This window comes from Pseudomonas sp. FG47, from assembly GCF_057809115.1.
Genome location: NZ_JBMDJI010000015.1, coordinates 60100 through 80170, shown reverse-complemented (window position 1 = coordinate 80170; position 20071 = coordinate 60100). Strand labels below are relative to the sequence as shown.

Genomic DNA, 20071 nt, shown 5'->3' with positions numbered 1-20071 from the left:
TTTCAAACATCAAAAAAATCATTAATTTTCAATTAGTTATGAAAAATTAACCATTGAAAACGACATTGATTTACTGATCCCTACAGCAATGGCTTACGCACCTGGTAAGCAAATACTTACACACGTTGTTGCCAGGGTGGCTAAATGAATATTCAGGCGGGTTGGCCGTAGTGTTCGCCAGCAAGGCTGGCGCCTGCAACACCTTATTGCTGGCAAACCAGGCAACGTACCGCGGCCAGAACGCAAACGCCCCGAACAAGTCGGGGCGTTTGCCGTACCTGGCTCAGCGGCTACTGAAACAACGACTCGCTGGACAGCCCATTCTTCTCGAGGATCTCGCGCAAGCGCTTGAGGCCTTCGACCTGGATCTGCCGCACCCGCTCACGGGTCAGGCCGATCTCCAGCCCCACATCTTCCAGAGTGCTGCTCTCATGCCCACGCAGGCCAAAGCGGCGCACCACCACCTCGCGTTGCTTGTCGGTCAGCTCGCCCAGCCACTGATCGATGCTCTGCGACAGGTCGTCGTCCTGCAGCAGCTCGCACGGGTCGGTGGGGCGGTCATCGGTCAGGGTGTCGAGCAGGGTCTTGTCCGAGTCCGGGCCGAGCGAGACATCCACCGACGACACCCGTTCGTTAAGGCCGAGCATGCGCTTGACCTCGGCCACCGGTTTTTCCAGCAGGCTGGCGATTTCTTCCGGCGACGGCTCGTGGTCGAGCTTTTGCGTCAGCTCCCGCGCGGCACGCAGGTAGACGTTGAGCTCCTTGACCACATGGATGGGTAGGCGGATGGTGCGGGTCTGGTTCATGATCGCCCGCTCGATGGTCTGGCGGATCCACCAGGTCGCATAGGTCGAGAAGCGGAAGCCACGTTCAGGGTCGAACTTCTCCACCGCGCGAATCAGGCCCAGGTTGCCTTCCTCGATCAGGTCGAGCAACGACAGACCACGGTTGACGTAGCGGCGGGCGATCTTGACCACCAGGCGCAGGTTGCTTTCGATCATGCGCTTGCGACCGGCAGGGTCGCCTTTTTGCGAGAGACGCGCGAAATGCACTTCTTCCTCTGGCGAGAGCAGAGGCGAAAAGCCGATTTCGTTGAGATACAGCTGCGTGGCGTCGAGCGCCCGGCTGTAATCGATGTACTTGTGCTGCTTGAGCGATGCGCCCTGTTTCGACTTGGTCCGAACCGAAGGTACAGCAGGTTCGTCTGACACCACATCCGTTTCCAAAACGATGCCCGTCTCCATCAGTAGGAGGTCATCGTCGATGTCAAACTCCGGCACTTCTTTACTGAGAGCCATTGTTATAGTCCTTTGCTGAGTTCGAACTCAGACTCGAGCGTCACCCTTCCATGGCAGCGCTGGAGCCTGTCCCCTCTACATCCAAGGAACAGGCCGGGACATTGATCAACGGCGTGGCAGGAACTGGAGTGGGTCGACGGGTTTGCCCTGGCGGCGAATCTCGAAATGCAGCTTCACCCGATCAGTGCCCGTGGACCCCATTTCTGCGATCGTCTGCCCTGCCTTGACCTGCTGCCCCTCCCGAACCAAAAGCCTGCGGTTGTGGCCGTAGGCACTGACGTAGGTATCGCTGTGTTTGATGATGATGAGCTCGCCATAGCCCCTCAAGCCACTGCCGGCGTAGACCACCGCTCCATCAGACGCAGCAAAAACAGGCTGTCCCAAATCACCGGCGATATCAATGCCTTTATTCAAACTACCGTTTGAAGCGAATTTTCCAATCAACACGCCGTTCGCCGGCCATGTCCAACCGCCGACGGCACGCTCTGCGGCGGGCACCTGAGCAACCGTTTGCGAGGCGCTGGAAGAGGCAGGCGTGGCACTTTTGCCCTTACCTGCGGACGGCGGTGGAGTACCGACCGGACGGCGGATGACCGTGGTCTTGCTCGACGACGAAGGGCTGCTGACGACCGTGGTGCTGCCCCCCGCGCCGCTGCTGAAACGAATCGGCTGGCCGGGGCGGATGGTGTAGGGCGCGGCGATGTTGTTGCGCGCCGCCAGCTCCTTGTAGTCCCAGCCATAGCGGAAGGCGATGGAGAACAAGGTGTCGCCCGGCTTGACGATGTACTGCCCCGAGGTGACGGTCGGGCGCTTGGGCGCCGCGTTGTTGCGGTCGACCACGCGCGCGCCGTTCGAGCCGGTGCTGGAACAGCCGGCCAGCAAGGTCCCCATGGCCAGCGCCAGCACCAGAAGCTTCAACCCCGACCGATCCTTGCGCTGCCGCATGACTGTGTGACCCACCCGCGCTCCCCTCATGGTGCCTGAATACGACGATACGAAATGCAATATTGTTTCAATTATAACCGAGCCTGCGCCCCAGGGGTGGCTCGCAGTTGGACCGACGCTCGGCGGTGGCCACGCCAGATAGACAGGGCCGGCGCGCAGTAATTCGTCGCGCGTGCAAATATTCCGAGGTCGCTCAGGCCAGCGGGCCGTTGAGCAGCGGCACGAAGCGTACCGCCCCGAGCACACGGCGCGAGAAACCATGCTCCTCGCGCACGATCAGCATCAACTGCTGGGCCTCCCCCGCCGGGCCCACCGGGATCACCATGCGCCCACCGGGGGCCAACTGGTCGAGCAGGGCCTGGGGGACTTCCGGCGCCACGGCGGTGACGATGATGCCGTTATAAGGCGCCAGCGCCGGCCAGCCTTCACAACCATCGCCCCAGCGGAACACCACGTTGCGCAGGTTGAGCTCGACCAGGCGTTCCTTGGCCCGGTCCTGCAGGACCTTGATCCGTTCCACCGAGAACACCCGTTCCACCAGCTGGGCGAGGATCGCCGTCTGGTAGCCCGAGCCGGTGCCGATCTCCAGCACCTTGTCCAGGGGCCCGGCCTCCAGCAGCAGTTCGCTCATGTGCGCGACCATGAACGGCTGGGAGATGGTCTGGTTGTGGCCGATCGGCAGCGCGGTGTCTTCGTAGGCGCGATGAGCCAGGGCCTCGTCGACGAACAGGTGGCGCGGGGTGCGGCGAATGGCCTCGAGCACTTTAGCGTTGGACACGCCCTCCTCGTACAAGCGCTGGATCAACCGCTCACGGGTGCGCTGGGAGGTCATGCCGATCCCGCGCCGCATCAGATCGTCCTGCTCGCGCATCAGAGCACGCCCTCCAGCCAGCCCTCGAAACGCTCGAAGGCGTCGTTGAAGGTGCGGTCCAGCTGCAATGGTGTGATCGACACGTAGCCTTGCATCACCGCATGGAAGTCGGTGCCCGGGCCGCCGTCCTCGGCATCGCCGGCCACGGCGATCCAGTAGCCTTCCTTGCCCCGCGGGTTGACCACCTTGGTTGGGGCCGCAGCCCGGGCGCGGTGCCCCAGACGGGTAAGCTGGATGCCACGGATATGCTCCAGCGGCAGGTTGGGAATATTGACGTTGAGCACGGTGCGCGGCGGCAACTCCAGGCGCGACTGCGCCTCGACCAGGCGCCGGGCGATGTAGGCGGCAGTCGGCAGGTTGTCGGGCAGGCGCGACAGCAGCGAGAAGGCCAGCGAGGTGCCACCGAGGAAGCGCCCCTCTAACGCCGCAGCCACCGTGCCCGAATACAGCACGTCGTCCCCCAGGTTGGCTCCCAGGTTGATGCCGGACACCACCATGTCGGGGGTTTCCGGCAGCAGGCCGTTGAGTCCCAGATGCACGCAGTCGGTCGGCGTGCCATTGAGGCTGATGAAGCCGTTGGCCAGGGTCTGCGGGTGCAGCGGCCGGTCCAGCGTCAGCGAACTGCTGGCGCCGCTCTTGTCTTGATCCGGGGCAATCACCACGCACTCGGCGTAGTCCGCCAGCGCAGCATGCAGCGCGGCGAGGCCGGGCGCGGTAACACCGTCGTCATTCGAAATCAGAATACGCATGGGCTGTCCGTCTGCCCTGCCGGCACCAGATCGACGAGTTCGCGCACCACCACGGTGGCGAAGCATCCGGCCGGAAGGACGAATTCCAGTTGCAGGATATCAGGCTCGGGATAATGCCACGTCAGCCGCCCAATAGGGAGCCGCAGGATGCGCCGTTCGTGATCCATGCCCGCTCGCGCCAGCCAATCGCACAGCGCTGGATGGCGCGCGGCGACCGCGGATTCGAGCGCCAGGGCCGCGCCCTGGCTAGGTGCCGCGCCCGCGCCCCACAGCGGCCCGGTCGGGTGCAGGTCGAGAATGGCCAGGCGTGGATCGTTGCATTCGGCCTCACCGGCCACGAAGAAGCTGCGCTTGTCGGTGAAGGCCAACAGGTCGCCGACCTGGGCGCGCTGCCAACTACCGTCGGCGACACGCTCGGCCAGCACCTGGTTGAACAGGTAGCTGCGCCCGGCGGACAACAGCCGCGAACGGACGTTGCGCTGCTCGGGCAATGCCTGGCGCGCGGCCCAGCCCTGGGCGTCGTGCACGTTGCCGCCGGCATGGCCGAAGCGCTGGGCGCCGAAGTAGTTCGGCACACCGTGCTGTTTAAGGTGCTCAAGACGGGCGTCGATGGCCGCATGATCGGCTTGCAGCGCAGTCAGGCGCAGGGTGAAGCCGTTGGCCGAATGGGCGCCGCGTTGCAGCTTGCGCTGGTGGCGCACCTGCTTGAGCACGCGCAGGGTATCGTCCTCGGCCCGGGACAGGTCCGGGTCGGCCTTGCCCGGCAGGTGCAGGCTGAACCACTGGCGGGTCAGGGCCTGGCGGTCCTTGAGCCCGGCGTAGCTGATGGCACGCACCGGCACACCGGCAGCGCGGGCCAGGCGTCGGGCCGCTTCCTCGGTGTTGAGGTCGCGCTTCTCGACCCACAGCCACAGGTGCTCGCCCTGGCCGGACAGCGGGATGTCGAGCACTTCGTCGACCTGGAAATCATCGGCCACGGCCTTGAGCACCGCAGTGCCCAACGCTTCGCCCGAGGCCCGTGGCCCCAGCAGTTGCAGGTCGTTCATGCGCGCAGCAGCAGGGCGACCGCGTGCACGGCAATGCCCTCCTCACGGCCGGTGAAGCCCAGCTTTTCCTCAGTGGTAGCCTTGACGTTGACCTGGTCGAGTTCGACCTGCAGGTCGCCGGCGAGGTACTGGCGCATGGTTTCGATATGCGGCGCCATGCGTGGGGCCTGGGCGATGATGGTGGCGTCGATGTTGCCGACCCTCCAGCCCTTTTCACCGACGATGCGCACCACATGGCGCAGCAGCTCGCGGCTGTCGATGCCCTTGAAGCGCGCGTCGGTGTCGGGGAAATGCTTGCCGATATCGCCCAGCGCCGCGGCGCCCAGCAGGGCATCGCTCACCGCATGCAGCAGCACGTCGCCGTCGGAATGGGCCAGCAGGCCGTATTTATGGGGGATACGCACCCCGCCCAGGGTAATGAAATCACCGTCGCAGAAACGATGGACATCGTAGCCGTGGCCAATACGCATAGAAGAACGCCCTGATTGAGTCAGGGCGTGATTCTACCTGCTTTGCAGGGGCTTGGGCGGATGTGTTTGGGGCTGTACGGGCCTCGTTCGCCGGCAAGCCGGCTCCTACGAAACCCGGTAGGAGCCGGCTTGCCGGCGAACAGGGCCTGCTGGGCTACCCCCTGCCCAACGCCACCGCGTGATGGCGCAGGTGTTCATCGATGAAGCTGGCGATGAAGTAGTAGCTGTGGTCATACCCCGGCTGCAGGCGCAGGGTCAGCGCATGACCACCTTTGCGTGCCGCCTGCTCCAGTGTTTCAGGCTTGAGCTGCTTCTCGAGGAAGTCGTCACGGTCGCCCTGGTCCACCAGCAATGGCGGACACTCACCGGACGGGGTTTCGGCCAGCAGCACGCTGGCATCCCACTCGCGCCAGCGTGAACGGTCTTCACCGAGGTAGCGCGAAAACGCCTTCTCGCCCCACGGGCAATCCATCGGGTTGCTGATCGGCGAAAACGCCGACACCGAACGGTAGCGGCCCGGGTTGCGCAAGGCACAGACCAGCGCGCCATGCCCGCCCATCGAGTGACCACTGATACTGCGCTGTTCGGACGCCGGGAAGTGCGCTTCGATCAACGCCGGCAACTCATGTACCACGTAGTCATGCATGCGGTAGTGCTGCGCCCAGGGCTGCTGGGTAGCGTTGACGTAGAAGCCGGCGCCCTGGCCAAAGTCCCAGGCGCCGTCCGGATCCCCCGGCACCTGCTCGCCGCGCGGGCTGGTGTCCGGGGCGACGATGATCAGCCCAAGCTCGGCGGCCAGGCGCTGGGCGCCGGCCTTGTGCATGAAGTTCTCGTCGGTGCAGGTCAGGCCGCTGAGCCAGTACAGCACCGGCAGCTTCTCGCCCTGCTCGGCCTGGGGTGGCAGGTATACGGCGAACACCATGTCGCAGCCAAGCACCTTGGAGCTGTGCCGGTAACGCTTGTGCCAGCCGCCGAAGCTTTTTTGGCAAGAGATGTTTTCCAGCGTCATGGCAGGGCCTCAGAAGTGGATCACGCTGCGGATGCTCTTGCCTTCGTGCATCAGGTCGAAGGCCTTGTTGATATCCTCCAGCCCCATGGTGTGGGTGATGAAAGTGTCCAGCGGGATCTCGCCCTTCTCGGACATCTCGACATAGCTGGGCAGCTCGCTGCGACCACGCACGCCGCCGAACGCCGAACCGCGCCAGACACGACCGGTGACCAGTTGGAAGGGACGGGTGGCGATTTCCTGGCCGGCACCAGCCACGCCGATGATCACCGACTCGCCCCAGCCCTTGTGGCAGCATTCCAGCGCCGCGCGCATCAATTGCACATTACCGATGCACTCGAAGGAGAAGTCCACGCCACCGTCGGTGAGGTCGACGATCACTTCCTGGATCGGGCGGTCGTAGTCCTTGGGGTTGATGCAATCGGTAGCGCCCAGCTGGCGGGCGATCTCGAACTTGGCCGGGTTGATGTCGATGGCAATGATGCGCGACGCCTTGGCTTTTACCGCGCCAATCACCGCCGACAAGCCGATGCCGCCCAGGCCGAAGATGGCCACGGTATCGCCGGGCTTGACCTTGGCAGTGTTGAGCACCGCGCCGATCCCGGTGGTCACGCCACAACCGAGCAGGCAGACCTTCTCCAGTGGTGCTTCCTTCTGGATCTTGGCCACGGAAATTTCCGGCAGCACGGTGTACTCGGAGAAGGTCGAGGTCCCCATGTAGTGGAACAGCTGCTGGCCCTTGTAGCTGAAGCGGGTGCTACCGTCAGGCATCAGGCCCTTGCCCTGGGTGGCTCGAATGGCCTGGCACAGGTTGGTCTTGCCAGACAGGCAGAACTTGCACTTGCCACACTCGGGGGTATACAGCGGGATCACATGGTCGCCCACGGCAACCGAGGTGACGCCCTCGCCCACCGCTTCGACGATCGCCCCGCCTTCATGGCCGAGGATCGATGGGAAGATGCCTTCCGGGTCGGCGCCAGACAGGGTGTAGGCGTCGGTATGGCAAACCCCCGAAGCGACCACCCGCAAAAGCACTTCGCCGGCCTTGGGCATGGCCACGTCGACTTCGACGATTTCCAGGGGTTTCTTGGCCTCGAAGGCTACGGCAGCACGGGACTTGATCATCAAAGGTCTCCAGACAGGGTGTGGAATTTCAGTCTTGCAGTGTAATTCACCGCTTTTTTATGAATAATCCAGCAGATCACAAAACATTATTGCCATACAGGGATAATCAATGAGCAGTCGCTGGGAAGGCATCGACGAGTTCGTCGCCGTTGCCGAGTCAGGCCAGTTCACCGCGGCTGCCGAGCGCCTGGGGGTGTCCTCGTCGCATATCAGCCGCCAGATCGCCCGCCTCGAAGAGCGCTTGCAGACCCGACTGCTGTATCGCAGCACGCGGCGGGTCACGCTGAGCGAGGCAGGCCAGACCTTCCTGCAGCATTGCCAGCGCCTGCAGGATGGTCGCGAAGAGGCCCTGCGTGCCATGGGCGACCTGGCCAGCGAACCCAAGGGTTTGCTACGCATGACCTGCGCCGTGGCCTACGGCGAACGCTTCATCGTGCCGCTGGTGACTCGGTTCATGGGCCAGTATCCACAACTGCGGGTCGAAGTGGAGTTGAGCAACCGCACCCTCGACCTGCTGCATGAGGGCATGGACCTGGCCATCCGCCTGGGCCGCTTGCAGGACTCCCGGCTGGTGGCCACGCGACTGGCGCCGCGACGCATGTACCTGTGCGCATCGCCCGCTTACCTGGAGCGCTATGGGCGGCCTCACAGCCTTTCGGAGCTGGCGCGGCACAATTGCCTGGTCGGTAGCTCCGATCTATGGGCGCTGCAGCAGGACGGGCGTGAGTTCAGCCAGCGGGTGCAGGGCAACTGGCGCTGCAACAGCGGGCAGGCGGTGCTGGATGCGGCATTACAGGGGATGGGGTTGTGCCAGCTGCCGGACTACTACGTGCTGGAGCATCTGCACAACGGGGCGCTGGTGTCGCTGCTTGAAGGTCACCAGCCGCCAAACACTGCGGTGTGGGCGCTGTATCCGCAGCAACGGCACCTGTCGCCGAAGGTCAGGCGGTTGGTGGACTACCTGAAGGAAGGGTTGGCGCAGTTGCCGGAGTATCGCAGCACTCCCCTGTAGGAGCGGGCTTGGCCCGCGAAGCAGCCAGCGCGTGGCCTGGCACCGGCATTGCCGGTGTTCGCGGGGCAAGCCCGCTCCTACAGAGGCGGTGCCAGGTCGGGCGCTCAGCGGCGCCCGGCCCAGCGCTGGCGCAACCACTCCAGGTCTTCCGGACGGGTCACCTTGATATTGTCGCTGCGCCCTTCGACCAGGCGCGGCGCATGACCGGCCCACTCGATAGCGGACGACTCATCGGTGACCGCCACATCGGACACCAGGCACTCGGCCAACGCCCGATGCAACATGCCGAGGCGAAACATCTGCGGGGTGTAGGCCTGCCAGACGGTGCTGCGATCGACCGTGGCAGCCACCCTACCCTCGCCGTCGGCACGCTTGAGCGTGTCCCGAGCGGGTACGGCGAGCAATCCACCGACGGGATCTTCAGCCAGGGCTGACAGCAACTTGTCCAGATCGCCACGCGCCAGATTCGGCCGCGCGGCGTCGTGCACCAGCACCCAGTCGTCATCCGACGCGCCCTGGGCATGCAGCAGCAATAGCGCATTGAGCACCGAATCTGCACGCTCGTGACCGCCCGGCGCGCGCTGGATGCGCGAATCGCTGGCGCTACGCAGGCCGGGCCAGTAAGGGTCATCTTCGGCAATGCTGACCACCACGCCCTTGAGCATGGGATGGTCGAGGAAACAGTCGAGGCTATGCTCGAGAATGGTCTGCCCGCCTAACTGCAGGTACTGCTTGGGGCGGTCGGCAGCCATGCGGGCACCTACGCCCGCGGCGGGAATCACGGCCCAGAAGGCCGGCAATACGTGGGTCATTTCTGCGGCAACTGGTAGAGGGTTTCGCCCTCCTTGACCATCCCCAACTCATGACGAGCCCGTTCTTCCACGGTCTCCATACCTTTCTTCAACTCCAGTACCTCGGCGTCGAGCACGCGGTTGCGCTCCAGCAAACGTTCGTTTTCCGCATGCTGGTCGGCAATCTGCTGCTTGAGCTCGGTCACTTGCGCCAGGCTGCCATTACCGACCCAAAGGCGATATTGCAGGCCACCGAGCAACAGGAGCAGGACGAGGAACAACCAATAGGGACTGCGCATGAAGATATCCAGGGTAAAAAAGGCCGCCGCAGCGAGCTTCCGATAGCACGAAGCCTGGCCAAGGCCAGGCTTCGTCGACAGAAACCCGTGGGAAACGCCTGGAAATTCAGTATGAACTTTCAGGCTGCCCCGGCTGCTGCCTTTTTACCATCTCTTGCTCAGCCGCGAAACTCGGCGCGACCGCGATAGACGGCCTTGGCACCCAGTTGCTCTTCGATGCGCAGCAGCTGGTTGTACTTGCTGACGCGGTCGGAGCGGCACAGCGAGCCGGTCTTGATCTGGCCGGCGGCGGTACCCACGGCCAGGTCGGCGATGGTCGAGTCTTCGGTTTCACCGGAACGGTGCGAGATCACCGCGGTGTAACCAGCGGCCTTGGCCATCTGGATGGCTTCCAGGGTTTCGGTCAGCGAGCCGATCTGGTTGAACTTGATCAGGATCGAGTTGCCGATGCCCTTCTCGATGCCTTCCTTGAGGATCTTGGTGTTGGTGACGAACAGGTCATCGCCGACCAGTTGCACCTTCTCGCCGATCTTGTCGGTGAGGATCTTCCAGCCAGCCCAGTCCGACTCGTCCAGGCCGTCTTCGATCGAGATGATCGGGAAGCGCTCGGTCAGGCCCTTCAGGTAGTCGGCGAAGCCTTCGGCGTCGAACGACTTGCCTTCGCCGGACAGGTTGTACTTGCCGTCTTCATAGAACTCGGAGGCTGCGCAGTCCAGCGCCAGGGTCACGTCGGTACCCAGCTTGTAGCCGGCTTTTTCCACGGCTTCGGCGATGGCGCCCAGGGCGTCTTCGTTGGAAGCCAGGTTCGGCGCGAAACCACCTTCGTCACCCACGGCGGTGTTCAGGCCACGGGCCTTGAGCACGGCTTTGAGGTGGTGGAAGATTTCGGTGCCCATGCGCAGGCCGTCGGAGAAGGTCTTGGCGCCAACCGGCTGCACCATGAACTCCTGGATATCGACGTTGTTGTCGGCGTGCTCGCCGCCGTTGATGATGTTCATCATCGGCACCGGCATGGAGTACTGGCCCGGGGTACCGTTGAGGTTGGCGATGTGCGCGTACAGCGGCAGGTCCTGGTCCTGGGCGGCGGCCTTGGCGGCGGCCAGCGAGACGGCGAGGATGGCGTTGGCGCCCAGCTTGGCTTTGTTCTCGGTGCCGTCCAGCTCGATCATGGCGCGGTCCAGGGCTTTCTGGTCCGATGGGTCCTTGCCCAGCAGCAGGTCACGGATCGGGCCGTTGATGTTGGCGACAGCCTTCAGCACGCCCTTGCCCAGGTAACGGCTCTTGTCGCCATCACGCAGCTCCAGCGCTTCGCGCGAGCCAGTGGAAGCACCCGACGGCGCGCAAGCGCTGCCGATGATGCCGTTGTCGAGCAGGACATCGGCTTCCACGGTGGGGTTGCCACGCGAATCGAGAACTTCACGACCTTTGATGTCGACGATCTTTGCCATTGTTGTAAGCACTCCAGAATTGACGAAAACAACGCAGCTTTTGGGAATTCTTGCCGTTCACCAGGCGACATGGCACGGGCAGGCCTGGGGAAGGGAGCCCCCTGACCGATAGGTCAGGGGGTGGAACGGGCGGTACTTTACCCGAGAAATGAGCTTTACGCGGTTTCTACCGTCGGAAAACTTTTCACCAGGTCGTCCAGTTGCTTGAGCTGGGCCAGGAACGGCTCCAGCTTGTCCAGGCGCAAGGCGCACGGGCCGTCGCACTTGGCGTTGTCCGGGTCCGGGTGGGCCTCGAGGAACAACCCGGCCAGGCCCTGGCTCATGCCGGCCTTGGCCAGGTCGGTGACCTGGGCGCGGCGGCCACCGGCGGAGTCGGCGCGACCACCCGGGGTCTGCAGCGAGTGGGTCACGTCGAAGAACACCGGGTACTCGAACTCCTTCATGATGCCGAAGCCGAGCATGTCCACAACGAGGTTGTTGTAGCCGAAGCTCGAACCACGCTCGCAGAGGATCAGCTGGTCGTTGCCGGCCTCGACGCACTTGGCGAGGATATGCTTCATCTCGTGGGGCGCGAGGAACTGCGCCTTCTTGATGTTGATCACAGCGCCGGTCTTGGCCATCGCCACGACCAGGTCGGTCTGGCGCGACAGGAAGGCCGGCAGCTGGATGATGTCGCACACCTTGGCCACCGGTTCGCACTGGTAGGGCTCGTGCACGTCGGTGATCACCGGCACATTGAAGGTGCGTTTGATCTCCTCGAAGATTTTCAGGCCTTCTTCCATGCCCGGGCCGCGGTACGAATTGACCGACGAGCGGTTGGCCTTGTCGAAGCTGGCCTTGAACACGTACGGGATGCCGAGTTTTTCGGTGACCCGCACGTATTCCTCGCAGACCTTCAGGGCCAGGTCACGGGACTCCAGGACGTTCATGCCGCCGAACAGGACGAACGGCTTGTCGTTGGCGATCTCGATGTTACCGACGCGAATGATCTTCTGAGTCATGGATCAGGCCTTGTTCTTCTGTGCCAGGGCCGCCTTGACGAAGCCGCTGAACAGCGGGTGACCGTCACGCGGGGTGGAGGTGAACTCCGGGTGGAACTGGCAGGCGACGAACCATGGGTGGTCCTTCGACTCGACCACTTCGACCAGCGCGCCGTCTTCGGAGCGGCCGGATACCTGCAGGCCAGCCTCGACCAACTGCGGCAGCAGCACGTTGTTGACTTCGTAGCGGTGACGGTGACGCTCGGTGATGATGTCCTTGCCGTAGCAGTCATGGACCTTGGAGCCGGCCGCCAGCTGGCAATCCTGCGCGCCCAGGCGCATGGTGCCACCCAGGTCGGACGCTTCGGTACGGGTTTCGACCGCGCCGGTGGCATCGGCCCACTCGGTGATCAGGCCGACTACCGGGTGGCCGCTGTTGCGGTCGAACTCGGTGGAGTTGGCGTCTTTCCAGCCCATCACGTTACGGGCGAATTCGATCACGGCAACCTGCATGCCCAGGCAGATGCCCAGGTACGGGACCTTGTTCTCACGGGCGTACTGCACCGCGGTGATCTTGCCTTCGACGCCGCGCAGGCCGAAACCACCCGGCACCAGGATGGCATCGGCGCCTTCGAGCAGGCTGGTGCCCTGGTTCTCGATGTCTTCGGAGTCGATGTAGCGCAGGTTGACCTTGGTGCGGTTGGTGATGCCGGCGTGGCTCATCGCTTCGATCAGCGACTTGTACGCGTCCAGCAGCTCCATGTACTTGCCGACCATGGCGATGGTCACTTCCTGCTCAGGGTTGAGCTTGGCATCGACCACCTTGTCCCACTCGGACAGGTCGGCGCTGTTGCACTGCAGGCCGAAGCGCTCGACGACGAAGTCGTCCAGGCCCTGGGCATGCAGCACGCCTGGGATCTTGTAGATGGTGTCGACGTCTTCCAGCGAAATCACCGCACGCTCTTCGACGTTGGTGAACAGCGCGATCTTGCGGCGCGACGAGGCGTCGACCGGGTGGTCGGAGCGGCAGATCAGCACGTCAGGCTGCAGACCGATGGAGCGCAACTCCTTGACCGAGTGCTGGGTTGGCTTGGTCTTGGTCTCGCCGGCGGTGGCGATGTACGGGACCAGGGTCAGGTGCATCAGCATGGCGCGCTTGGAGCCCACTTCGACGCGCAGCTGGCGGATGGCCTCGAGGAACGGCTGCGACTCGATGTCGCCCACGGTGCCGCCGATCTCGACCAGCGCGACGTCGGCATCGCCGGCGCCCTTGATGATGCGGCGCTTGATTTCGTCGGTGATGTGCGGGATGACCTGGATGGTCGCGCCCAGGTAGTCGCCACGGCGCTCTTTACGCAGCACGTGCTCGTAGATGCGGCCGGTGGTGAAGTTGTTGTTCTGGGTCATCGTGGTGCGGATGAACCGCTCGTAGTGGCCCAGGTCGAGGTCGGTCTCGGCGCCGTCATGGGTGACGAACACTTCGCCGTGCTGGAACGGGCTCATGGTGCCCGGGTCGACGTTGATGTACGGGTCCAGCTTGAGCATGGTGACCTTCAGGCCCCGCGCTTCCAGGATGGCCGCCAGGGAAGCCGAGGCAATGCCTTTCCCCAATGAAGAAACAACACCGCCCGTGACGAATATGTAGCGCGTCATGAAAAACCCTAGAAGTCTGCGTTAAGGCGGTCAGCGCCGCCGGAGAAAGCGAAGGAAGGCCGAAGCCCCCGATCACCTGCGTCAATCACAGTGCATCTCGAAAAACTGCCGCGTCTGTACAGACCGGGGGTATCCCCGGCATGGAGCTCGCTCGTCATTTTAAGAAATCAGCCCAGCAAAAAACTGCTTGGTAATCGGCAACCTCTGTGTTTTCGCGGAACCCACAGAAGCTGTATCAAGAAGGGAGGGTAGTCTACCTGAATGTACCCTTCAGCTCAAACCTTGCACGTTCGTCGGTGGCTGCCAGTGCAGTTGGCAATCTGCCAATGCCAGCTCGGGCAGGTTGGCCACCGCCAGCAACTGCTCGCCGCGATACAGCAGCGGCAGGCGCGAGCGCACGAAGTGCGGGATCTGCGCCTCGTTGAGCAAGCGCTTGAGATCGCGCCGGCCGCGCCCTGGAATATCCAGCACTTCGCCACCTTTGCGATAGGCGATGCGCAGGCCGGCGCCCTCGGCGCGAGCTGCAAGCCAGACCTGGCCGTTACCCGGCAGCACCAGCGGTTGCGATGGATTCGGCCAGGCCTGCTCGCCAATCGGCGCTACCAGCCATTGTCCGTCCAGCCACCAGATGCGCCCATGGCCGCGCTGCACTTGACCGTCGGTCAGACGCCAGAGCGGACAGGCATCGCCGGCGGCGTCACGCAGGTCGTTCCAGCCAGCCCAGTGGCGACTGTCCGGCAGGCGGGTACGGTGGCTGAGCCAGGATTGCAGGGCATTGCGCTGGCGCGCCGGCGACAGGGCCTTGAGCACGGCGAGGTCAAGAGAGGCCAGGCCGAGCCAGGGCAGCGGCGCATTGTCGCAGGCCGGGGCCAGGTCGCTGGCGGCCAGCTCGTCGAGCAAGCCCAGCGCCTCGCCCAGGTGCTCGGCACTGCGCGCCAGATTGGCGTCCACTTGCGGCCAGCGACCGCGCAACAGCGGCAGGGCCTCGCCACGGAGGAAGTTGCGGGCAAAGGCCGTGTCGTCATTGGACGGGTCATCGACCCATACCAGCCCGTGAGTGTCGGCGTAGGCCTGCAACTGCTGGCGCGACAGCCCCAGCATCGGCCGCACCAGGCTACCCTGCCCCAGAACCCGATGCTCCGGCATGGCGGACAATCCACGCAGGCCGGCACCGCGCAGCAGGCGAAAAAGCAGGGTCTCAGCCTGATCGTCACGGTGCTGCCCCGTGAACAACACCGCGCCAGCGCCCAGTCGCTTTACAAAGGCTTCATAGCGGGCATTGCGGGCCGCCTGCTCGAGGCTGGCGCCGGGGGCGACCCGGACAGGGATTACCTCAAGCTCGACACCCAGGGTGGCACACACCGCTCGGCAGTGATCGGGCCAGGCGTCGGCGGCGGCTTGCAGGCCGTGATGGATATGGATGGCGCGCAGGGGCGGCGTTGAATGGTTGCGAGAGTAATCAGCGAGCTGGTGCAGGAGGACAGTGGAGTCCAGGCCGCCAGAGAAGGCGACGTACCAGGCGGGAGCATTGAGCCAAGGGGTGAGGTTGAACATCAGGGCCTCACAGGGCTTGAGATCGCCGGGGTCGCTTTGCCCCCCTTTCGCGACACAAGGCCGCTCCTACAAGGGATCGCGGTCGCCTGTAGGAGCGGCCTTGTGTCGCGAAAGGGCCGCGAAGCGACCCCGCAATGCATCAGAGGCCGTAGCTCATCAGGCGATCGTAACGGCGCTTGAGCAGCGCGTCGTTGTCGAGCTTGCCGAGCATGTCCAGCTGTTCGACCAGGTCGCCACGGATGCTCGCGGCCATCGCGGCCGGGTCGCGGTGGGCGCCACCCAGGGGCTCGCTGATGACCTTGTCGACGATGTTCAGGCTCTTCAGGCGCTCGGCGGTGATACCCATGGCCTCGGCGGCGTCGGCAGCCTTGTCGGCGGTCTTCCACAGGATCGAGGCGCAGCCTTCCGGCGAGATCACCGAGTAGGTGGAATACTGCAGCATGTTCAGCTGGTCGCACACGCCAATGGCCAGCGCGCCGCCGGAACCACCCTCACCGATCACGGTGGCGATGATCGGGGTCTTCAGGCGCGCCATCACGCGCAGGTTCCAGGCAATGGCCTCGCTCTGGTTGCGCTCTTCGGCGTCGATGCCCGGATAGGCACCCGGGGTGTCGATGAAGGTCAGGATCGGCATCTTGAAGCGCTCGGCCATTTCCATCAGGCGGCAGGCCTTGCGGTAGCCTTCCGGGCGCGGCATGCCGAAGTTACGGCGGACCTTCTCGCGCACTTCGCGGCCCTTCTGGTGGCCGATGACCATGACCGGCTTGTCGTTCAGGCGCGCGGTACCGCCGACGATCGCGGCGTCGTCGGAGAAGTGACGGTCGCCGTGCAGCTCTTCGAACTCGGTGAAGATGTGGTCGATGTAGTCGAGCGTGTACGGACGGCGCGGGTGACGGGCCAGGCGGGCGATCTGCCAGCTGGTCAGGTTGCCGAAGATGCTCTCGGTCAGGGTGCTGCTCTTGTCTTGCAGACGGGCAATTTCATCGCTGATGTTCAGCGAGTTGTCGTTGCCCACCAGGCGCAGCTCTTCGATCTTGGCTTGCAGGTCGGCAATCGGCTGTTCGAAATCGAGGAAATTCGGGTTCATAGGCTTCCGTCTTGGGTCTACGGCCAGGCGGCCGGCCGGTGGATCCGTTTGGCGCCCTACCTTAAGGGATCAGGCGCATAAAGGTCGAGATTAAAATGCGTCGTTTCAACGGTATTGCAGGAAGACGTTCTCACGCCCGAACTGGTCACGCAGTGCCTGAATCAGCCCATCGGCGGGGTCGATGCACCACTGGTCGCCGAATTGCAGCATGGCCTTGGCGTCGCTGCCGGTGTACTCCAGGGTGATCGGGCAGCCACCGCGATGGCGGGTGATCAGTTCGCCCAGCCAGCTCAGGCGGTCGCCCTTGAGCGCGTCATGGCTGATCTTCAGGCGCAGGCTCTCGGCCAGCTTGGTCCGCGCGTCCTCCATGGTCATCACGGTCTTGACCCGCAGGCGCAGGCCGCCGGAGAAGTCATCGTTGCTCACCTCCCCTTCCACCACCACCATGGCGTCGGTCTGCAGCAGGGCCTGGGCGGCCATGAAGGCGTCGGCGAACAGCGAGGCCTCGATGCGCCCTGAGCGGTCATCGAGGGTGACGAAGCCCATCTTGTCGCCCTTCTTGTTCTTCATCACCCGAAGGGCAATGATCATCCCGGCGATGGTCTGGGTATCCCGCGCGGGCTTCAGGTCGACAATGCGCTGGCGGGCGAAGCGGCGAATTTCGGTCTCGTACTCGTCGATCGGGTGACCGGTGAGGTAGAGGCCAAGGGTGTCCTTTTCGCCTTTCAGGCGCTCTTTGAGGGTCAGCTCGCGCACCTTGCGGTGGTTGGCATAGACGTCCACGTCGGCGGCGTCGAACATGCCGCCGAACAGGTCGACGTGGCCGCTGTCGGCGGTGTGCGCGGCCTGCTCGGCGGCCTTCACCGCCTCGCCCAGCGCCGACAGCAAGGTTGCGCGGTTGATGTCGATGTTGGCCTGGTAGGCCTTGATCTCGTCATGGAAATGCGGGCCCAGGCGGTCCAGCGCGCCGCTGCGGATCAGCGCGTCCAGGGTACGCTTGTTGACCCGCTTGAGGTCGATACGCTCGCAGAAATCGAACAGGTCCTTGAACGGACCGCCTTCGGCGCGCGCCTCGACGATCGCCTCCACCGGGCCTTCGCCCACGCCCTTGATCGCACCCAGGCCATAGACGATACGGCCGTCGTTGTTGACGGTGAACTTGAAGTCGGAGAAGTTCACGTCCGGCGCGTCCAGGCGCAGCTTCATGCTGCGCACTTCCTCGACCAGCACCACGACCTTGTCGGTGTTGTGCATATCCGCAGACAGCACCGCGGCCATGAATGGCGCCGGGTGATGGGTCTTCAGCCAGGCGGTCTGGTACGACACCAGGCCGTAGGCGGCGGAGTGGGATTTGTTGAAGCCGTAGCCGGCGAATTTTTCTACCAGGTCGAAGATGTTACCGGCAAGATCGGCATCGATATTGTTGGCGACGCAGCCTTCGATGAAACCGCCGCGCTGCTTGGCCATTTCCTCGGGCTTTTTCTTACCCATGGCCCGGCGCAGCATGTCGGCGCCGCCGAGGGTGTAGCCGGCCATTACCTGGGCGATCTGCATTACCTGTTCCTGGTACAGGATGATGCCGTAGGTGGGCGCCAGTACCGGCTTGAGGCCTTCGTACTGGTAGTCCGAGTGCGGGTAGGCCAGCTCCGCGCGACCGTGCTTGCGGTTGATGAAGTCGTCCACCATGCCCGACTGCAACGGGCCGGGGCGGAACAGCGCCACCAGTGCGATGAGGTCTTCCAGGCAGTCGGGCTTGAGCTTCTTGATCAGCTCTTTCATGCCGCGCGATTCGAGCTGGAACACCGCCGTGGTCTCGGCTTTTTGCAGCAGCTCGTAGGTCTTGCGATCGTCCAGCGGGATGAAGTCGATGTTGACGTCGGGCAGGTTCTTCTTGGCCTGCTCGCGGTTGATGATCTCCATCGCCCACTTGATGATGGTCAGGGTACGCAGGCCGAGGAAGTCGAACTTCACCAGGCCCGCGGCCTCGACATCGTCCTTGTCGAACTGGGTCACCAGGCCGCCGCCCTCTTCGTCACAGGCAATCGGCGAGAAATCGGTGAGTTTGGTCGGCGCGATCACCACGCCACCGGCGTGCTTGCCGGTACCACGGGTGACACCTTCGAGCTTCAGGGCCATGTCCCAGATCTCGCGGGCATCCTCATCGCCCTTGAGGAAGTCGCGCAGGATCTCTTCCTGCTCGTAGGCCTTCTCCAGGGTCATGCCCACTTCGAACGGGATCATCTTCGACAGGCGGTCTGCCAGGCCGTAGGACTTGCCCTGCACCCGCGCCACGTCGCGCACCACCGCCTTGGCGGCCATGGTGCCGAAGGTGATGATCTGGCTTACCGCGTTGCGCCCGTAGGCCTCGGCCACGTAGTCGATCACCCGGTCGCGGCCATCCATGCAGAAGTCGACGTCGAAGTCGGGCATGGAAATACGTTCAGGGTTGAGGAAACGTTCGAACAGCAGGTCGTAGGCCAACGGGTCGAGGTCGGTGATCTTCAGCACGTAGGCCACCAGCGAGCCGGCGCCCGAGCCCCGACCAGGGCCAACCGGGACGTCGTTGTTCTTGGCCCACTTGATGAAGTCCATAACGATCAGGAAGTAACCGGGGAAGCCCATCTGGATGATGATGTCCAGCTCGAACTTCAGGCGGTCCAGGTAGACCTGGCGCTTTTCTTCGTAGTTGGGCGTGGTCTCCTTCGGCCACAGCACCGCCAGGCGCTCCTCCAGGCCTTCGTGGGAAACGTGGCGCAGGTAGTCATCGATGCCCATGCCGTTGGGCGTCGGGAAGTCAGGCAGGAAGTACTTGCCCAACTGCACGGTAATGTTGCAGCGCTTGGCGATTTCCACGGTGTTGGCGATAGCGTCCGGCAGGTCGCTGAACAGCTCGGCCATTTCCTCGGCGGACTTGAGGTACTGCTGGTCGCTGTAGCCGCGCGGGCGGCGTGGGTCGTCGAGGGTCCAGCCCTCGCCGATGCACACGCGGGTCTCGTGGGCATCGAAGTCCGATTGCTTGACGAACCGCACGTCGTTGGTCGCCACCAGCGGTGCGCCGAGCTTGTCGGCCAGGGCCACGGCGGCATGCACGTACTCCTCGTCACCGGCGCGGTTGGTGCGCTGCAGCTCGACGTAGAAGCGCTCGGGGAACATGCCCATCCAATCGGCGAGCAGGACTTCGGCCTCACCTTGGCGACCGGACATCAAGGCCATGCCGATATCGCCTTCCTTGCCTGCCGACAGGGCGATCAACCCCTCGGTGGCCGGGGCGATCCAGTCACGCTGAATGATCACCAGGCCGTTGCGCTGGCCATCGGTCCAGCCGCGCGAAATCAGTTCGGTGAGGTTGCGGTAGCCCTTGGGGTTCATCGCCAGGAAGCAGATGCGCGACAGCGGCGCCTCGGGGTCGGCCCCGGCAAGCCACAGGTCGGCGCCACAGATCGGCTTGATGCCGGCGCCCATGGCGGTCTTGTAGAACTTCACCAGCGAACACATGTTGCTCTGGTCGGTGATCGCCACCGCCGGCATGTTCATCCCCGCCAGAGCCTTGGCCAGCGGCTTGATCCGCACCAGGCCATCGACCAGGGAGAATTCGGAATGCACGCGAAGGTGAACGAAGGAGACCGACATGGAGGATCCTGTAGCAGAGCTGAACGACAAGGGCGCGATTGTAGCGTAAATGGCGCAGGGGGATCGAAAGCATCGCGGGGCAAGCCCGCCCCCAACGCCGGATGATC

17 protein-coding genes are annotated in these 20071 nt (G+C 63.9%); 1 reads left to right on the top strand and 16 read right to left on the bottom strand.

From position 1 onward, the window contains the following. Positions 1 to 290 precede the first annotated feature (290 nt). The 8 genes from rpoS to ACODS5_RS13585 form a co-directional block, all read right to left on the bottom strand. Complete coding sequence (rpoS, locus tag ACODS5_RS13620) at positions 291 to 1298, bottom strand: RNA polymerase sigma factor RpoS (RefSeq protein ID WP_011535249.1); 1008 nt, start codon at positions 1296 to 1298, stop codon at positions 291 to 293. A 105-nt stretch (positions 1299 to 1403) separates the two neighbouring features. Beyond that, the gene (locus tag ACODS5_RS13615) at positions 1404 to 2258 is read right to left on the bottom strand and encodes a peptidoglycan DD-metalloendopeptidase family protein (RefSeq protein ID WP_134689511.1); all 855 of its coding nucleotides are present in this window, start codon (positions 2256 to 2258) and stop codon (positions 1404 to 1406) included. 178 nt (positions 2259 to 2436) lie between these two features. Further along, positions 2437 to 3075 (bottom strand): protein-L-isoaspartate(D-aspartate) O-methyltransferase, encoded by a 639-nt coding sequence (locus tag ACODS5_RS13610; RefSeq protein WP_217854058.1) that lies wholly within the window; start codon positions 3073 to 3075, stop codon positions 2437 to 2439. Positions 3076 to 3113: 38 nt separating this feature from the next. Further along, a complete protein-coding gene (gene surE, locus ACODS5_RS13605; protein WP_134689513.1) occupies positions 3114 to 3863 on the bottom strand; it encodes a 5'/3'-nucleotidase SurE in 750 nt (249 codons plus the stop codon). After that, on the bottom strand, positions 3851 to 4909 hold the full coding sequence (truD, locus tag ACODS5_RS13600) for a tRNA pseudouridine(13) synthase TruD (protein ID WP_489108917.1): 1059 nt from the start codon (positions 4907 to 4909) through the stop codon (positions 3851 to 3853). The genes surE and truD overlap by 13 nt, the downstream gene beginning before the upstream one ends. Then, positions 4906 to 5379 (bottom strand): 2-C-methyl-D-erythritol 2,4-cyclodiphosphate synthase, encoded by a 474-nt coding sequence (ispF, locus tag ACODS5_RS13595; RefSeq protein WP_134689515.1) that lies wholly within the window; start codon positions 5377 to 5379, stop codon positions 4906 to 4908. The genes truD and ispF overlap by 4 nt, the downstream gene beginning before the upstream one ends. A 154-nt stretch (positions 5380 to 5533) precedes the next feature. Next, positions 5534 to 6388 carry an S-formylglutathione hydrolase gene (gene fghA / locus ACODS5_RS13590; RefSeq protein WP_489108916.1) on the bottom strand — a complete coding sequence of 285 codons (855 nt, stop codon included), beginning with the start codon at positions 6386 to 6388 and terminating at the stop codon, positions 5534 to 5536. 9 nt (positions 6389 to 6397) lie between these two features. Beyond that, the gene (locus tag ACODS5_RS13585) at positions 6398 to 7510 is read right to left on the bottom strand and encodes an S-(hydroxymethyl)glutathione dehydrogenase/class III alcohol dehydrogenase (RefSeq protein ID WP_134689517.1); all 1113 of its coding nucleotides are present in this window, start codon (positions 7508 to 7510) and stop codon (positions 6398 to 6400) included. Positions 7511 to 7619: 109 nt separating this feature from the next. On the opposite strand from ACODS5_RS13585, the gene ACODS5_RS13580 reads away from it, so the two are divergent. Beyond that, positions 7620 to 8522 (top strand): LysR substrate-binding domain-containing protein, encoded by a 903-nt coding sequence (locus tag ACODS5_RS13580; RefSeq protein WP_489108915.1) that lies wholly within the window; start codon positions 7620 to 7622, stop codon positions 8520 to 8522. A gap of 104 nt (positions 8523 to 8626) precedes the next feature. Here the strand turns inward: ACODS5_RS13580 and ispD are convergent, their stop codons facing one another. The 8 genes from ispD to dnaE form a co-directional block, all read right to left on the bottom strand. Continuing rightward, entirely contained in the window at positions 8627 to 9334 is a 708-nt protein-coding gene (ispD, locus tag ACODS5_RS13575; protein WP_489108914.1) for a 2-C-methyl-D-erythritol 4-phosphate cytidylyltransferase, read from the bottom strand. After that, positions 9331 to 9612, bottom strand: a complete 282-nt coding sequence (gene ftsB / locus ACODS5_RS13570) for a cell division protein FtsB (protein WP_011535259.1) — start codon at positions 9610 to 9612, stop codon at positions 9331 to 9333. Before ftsB ends, ispD begins: the two co-directional genes overlap by 4 nt. Before the next feature lie 158 nt (positions 9613 to 9770). Next, the gene (eno, locus tag ACODS5_RS13565; RefSeq protein WP_003252333.1) at positions 9771 to 11060 is read right to left on the bottom strand and encodes a phosphopyruvate hydratase; all 1290 of its coding nucleotides are present in this window, start codon (positions 11058 to 11060) and stop codon (positions 9771 to 9773) included. A gap of 155 nt (positions 11061 to 11215) precedes the next feature. Further along, a complete protein-coding gene (gene kdsA / locus ACODS5_RS13560) occupies positions 11216 to 12061 on the bottom strand; it encodes a 3-deoxy-8-phosphooctulonate synthase (RefSeq protein WP_134689521.1) in 846 nt (281 codons plus the stop codon). Positions 12062 to 12064: 3 nt separating this feature from the next. Beyond that, complete coding sequence (gene pyrG, locus ACODS5_RS13555) at positions 12065 to 13693, bottom strand: CTP synthase (protein ID WP_023630712.1); 1629 nt, start codon at positions 13691 to 13693, stop codon at positions 12065 to 12067. A 270-nt stretch (positions 13694 to 13963) separates the two neighbouring features. Continuing rightward, positions 13964 to 15247 (bottom strand): tRNA lysidine(34) synthetase TilS, encoded by a 1284-nt coding sequence (gene tilS / locus ACODS5_RS13550; protein ID WP_489108913.1) that lies wholly within the window; start codon positions 15245 to 15247, stop codon positions 13964 to 13966. A 139-nt stretch (positions 15248 to 15386) separates the two neighbouring features. Continuing rightward, positions 15387 to 16334 (bottom strand): acetyl-CoA carboxylase carboxyltransferase subunit alpha, encoded by a 948-nt coding sequence (locus tag ACODS5_RS13545; protein WP_489108912.1) that lies wholly within the window; start codon positions 16332 to 16334, stop codon positions 15387 to 15389. A 105-nt stretch (positions 16335 to 16439) separates the two neighbouring features. Further along, positions 16440 to 19964: a DNA polymerase III subunit alpha gene (dnaE, locus tag ACODS5_RS13540; RefSeq protein WP_489108911.1), complete on the bottom strand. Its 3525-nt coding sequence runs from the start codon at positions 19962 to 19964 to the stop codon at positions 16440 to 16442. Positions 19965 to 20071: the final 107 nt, after the last annotated feature.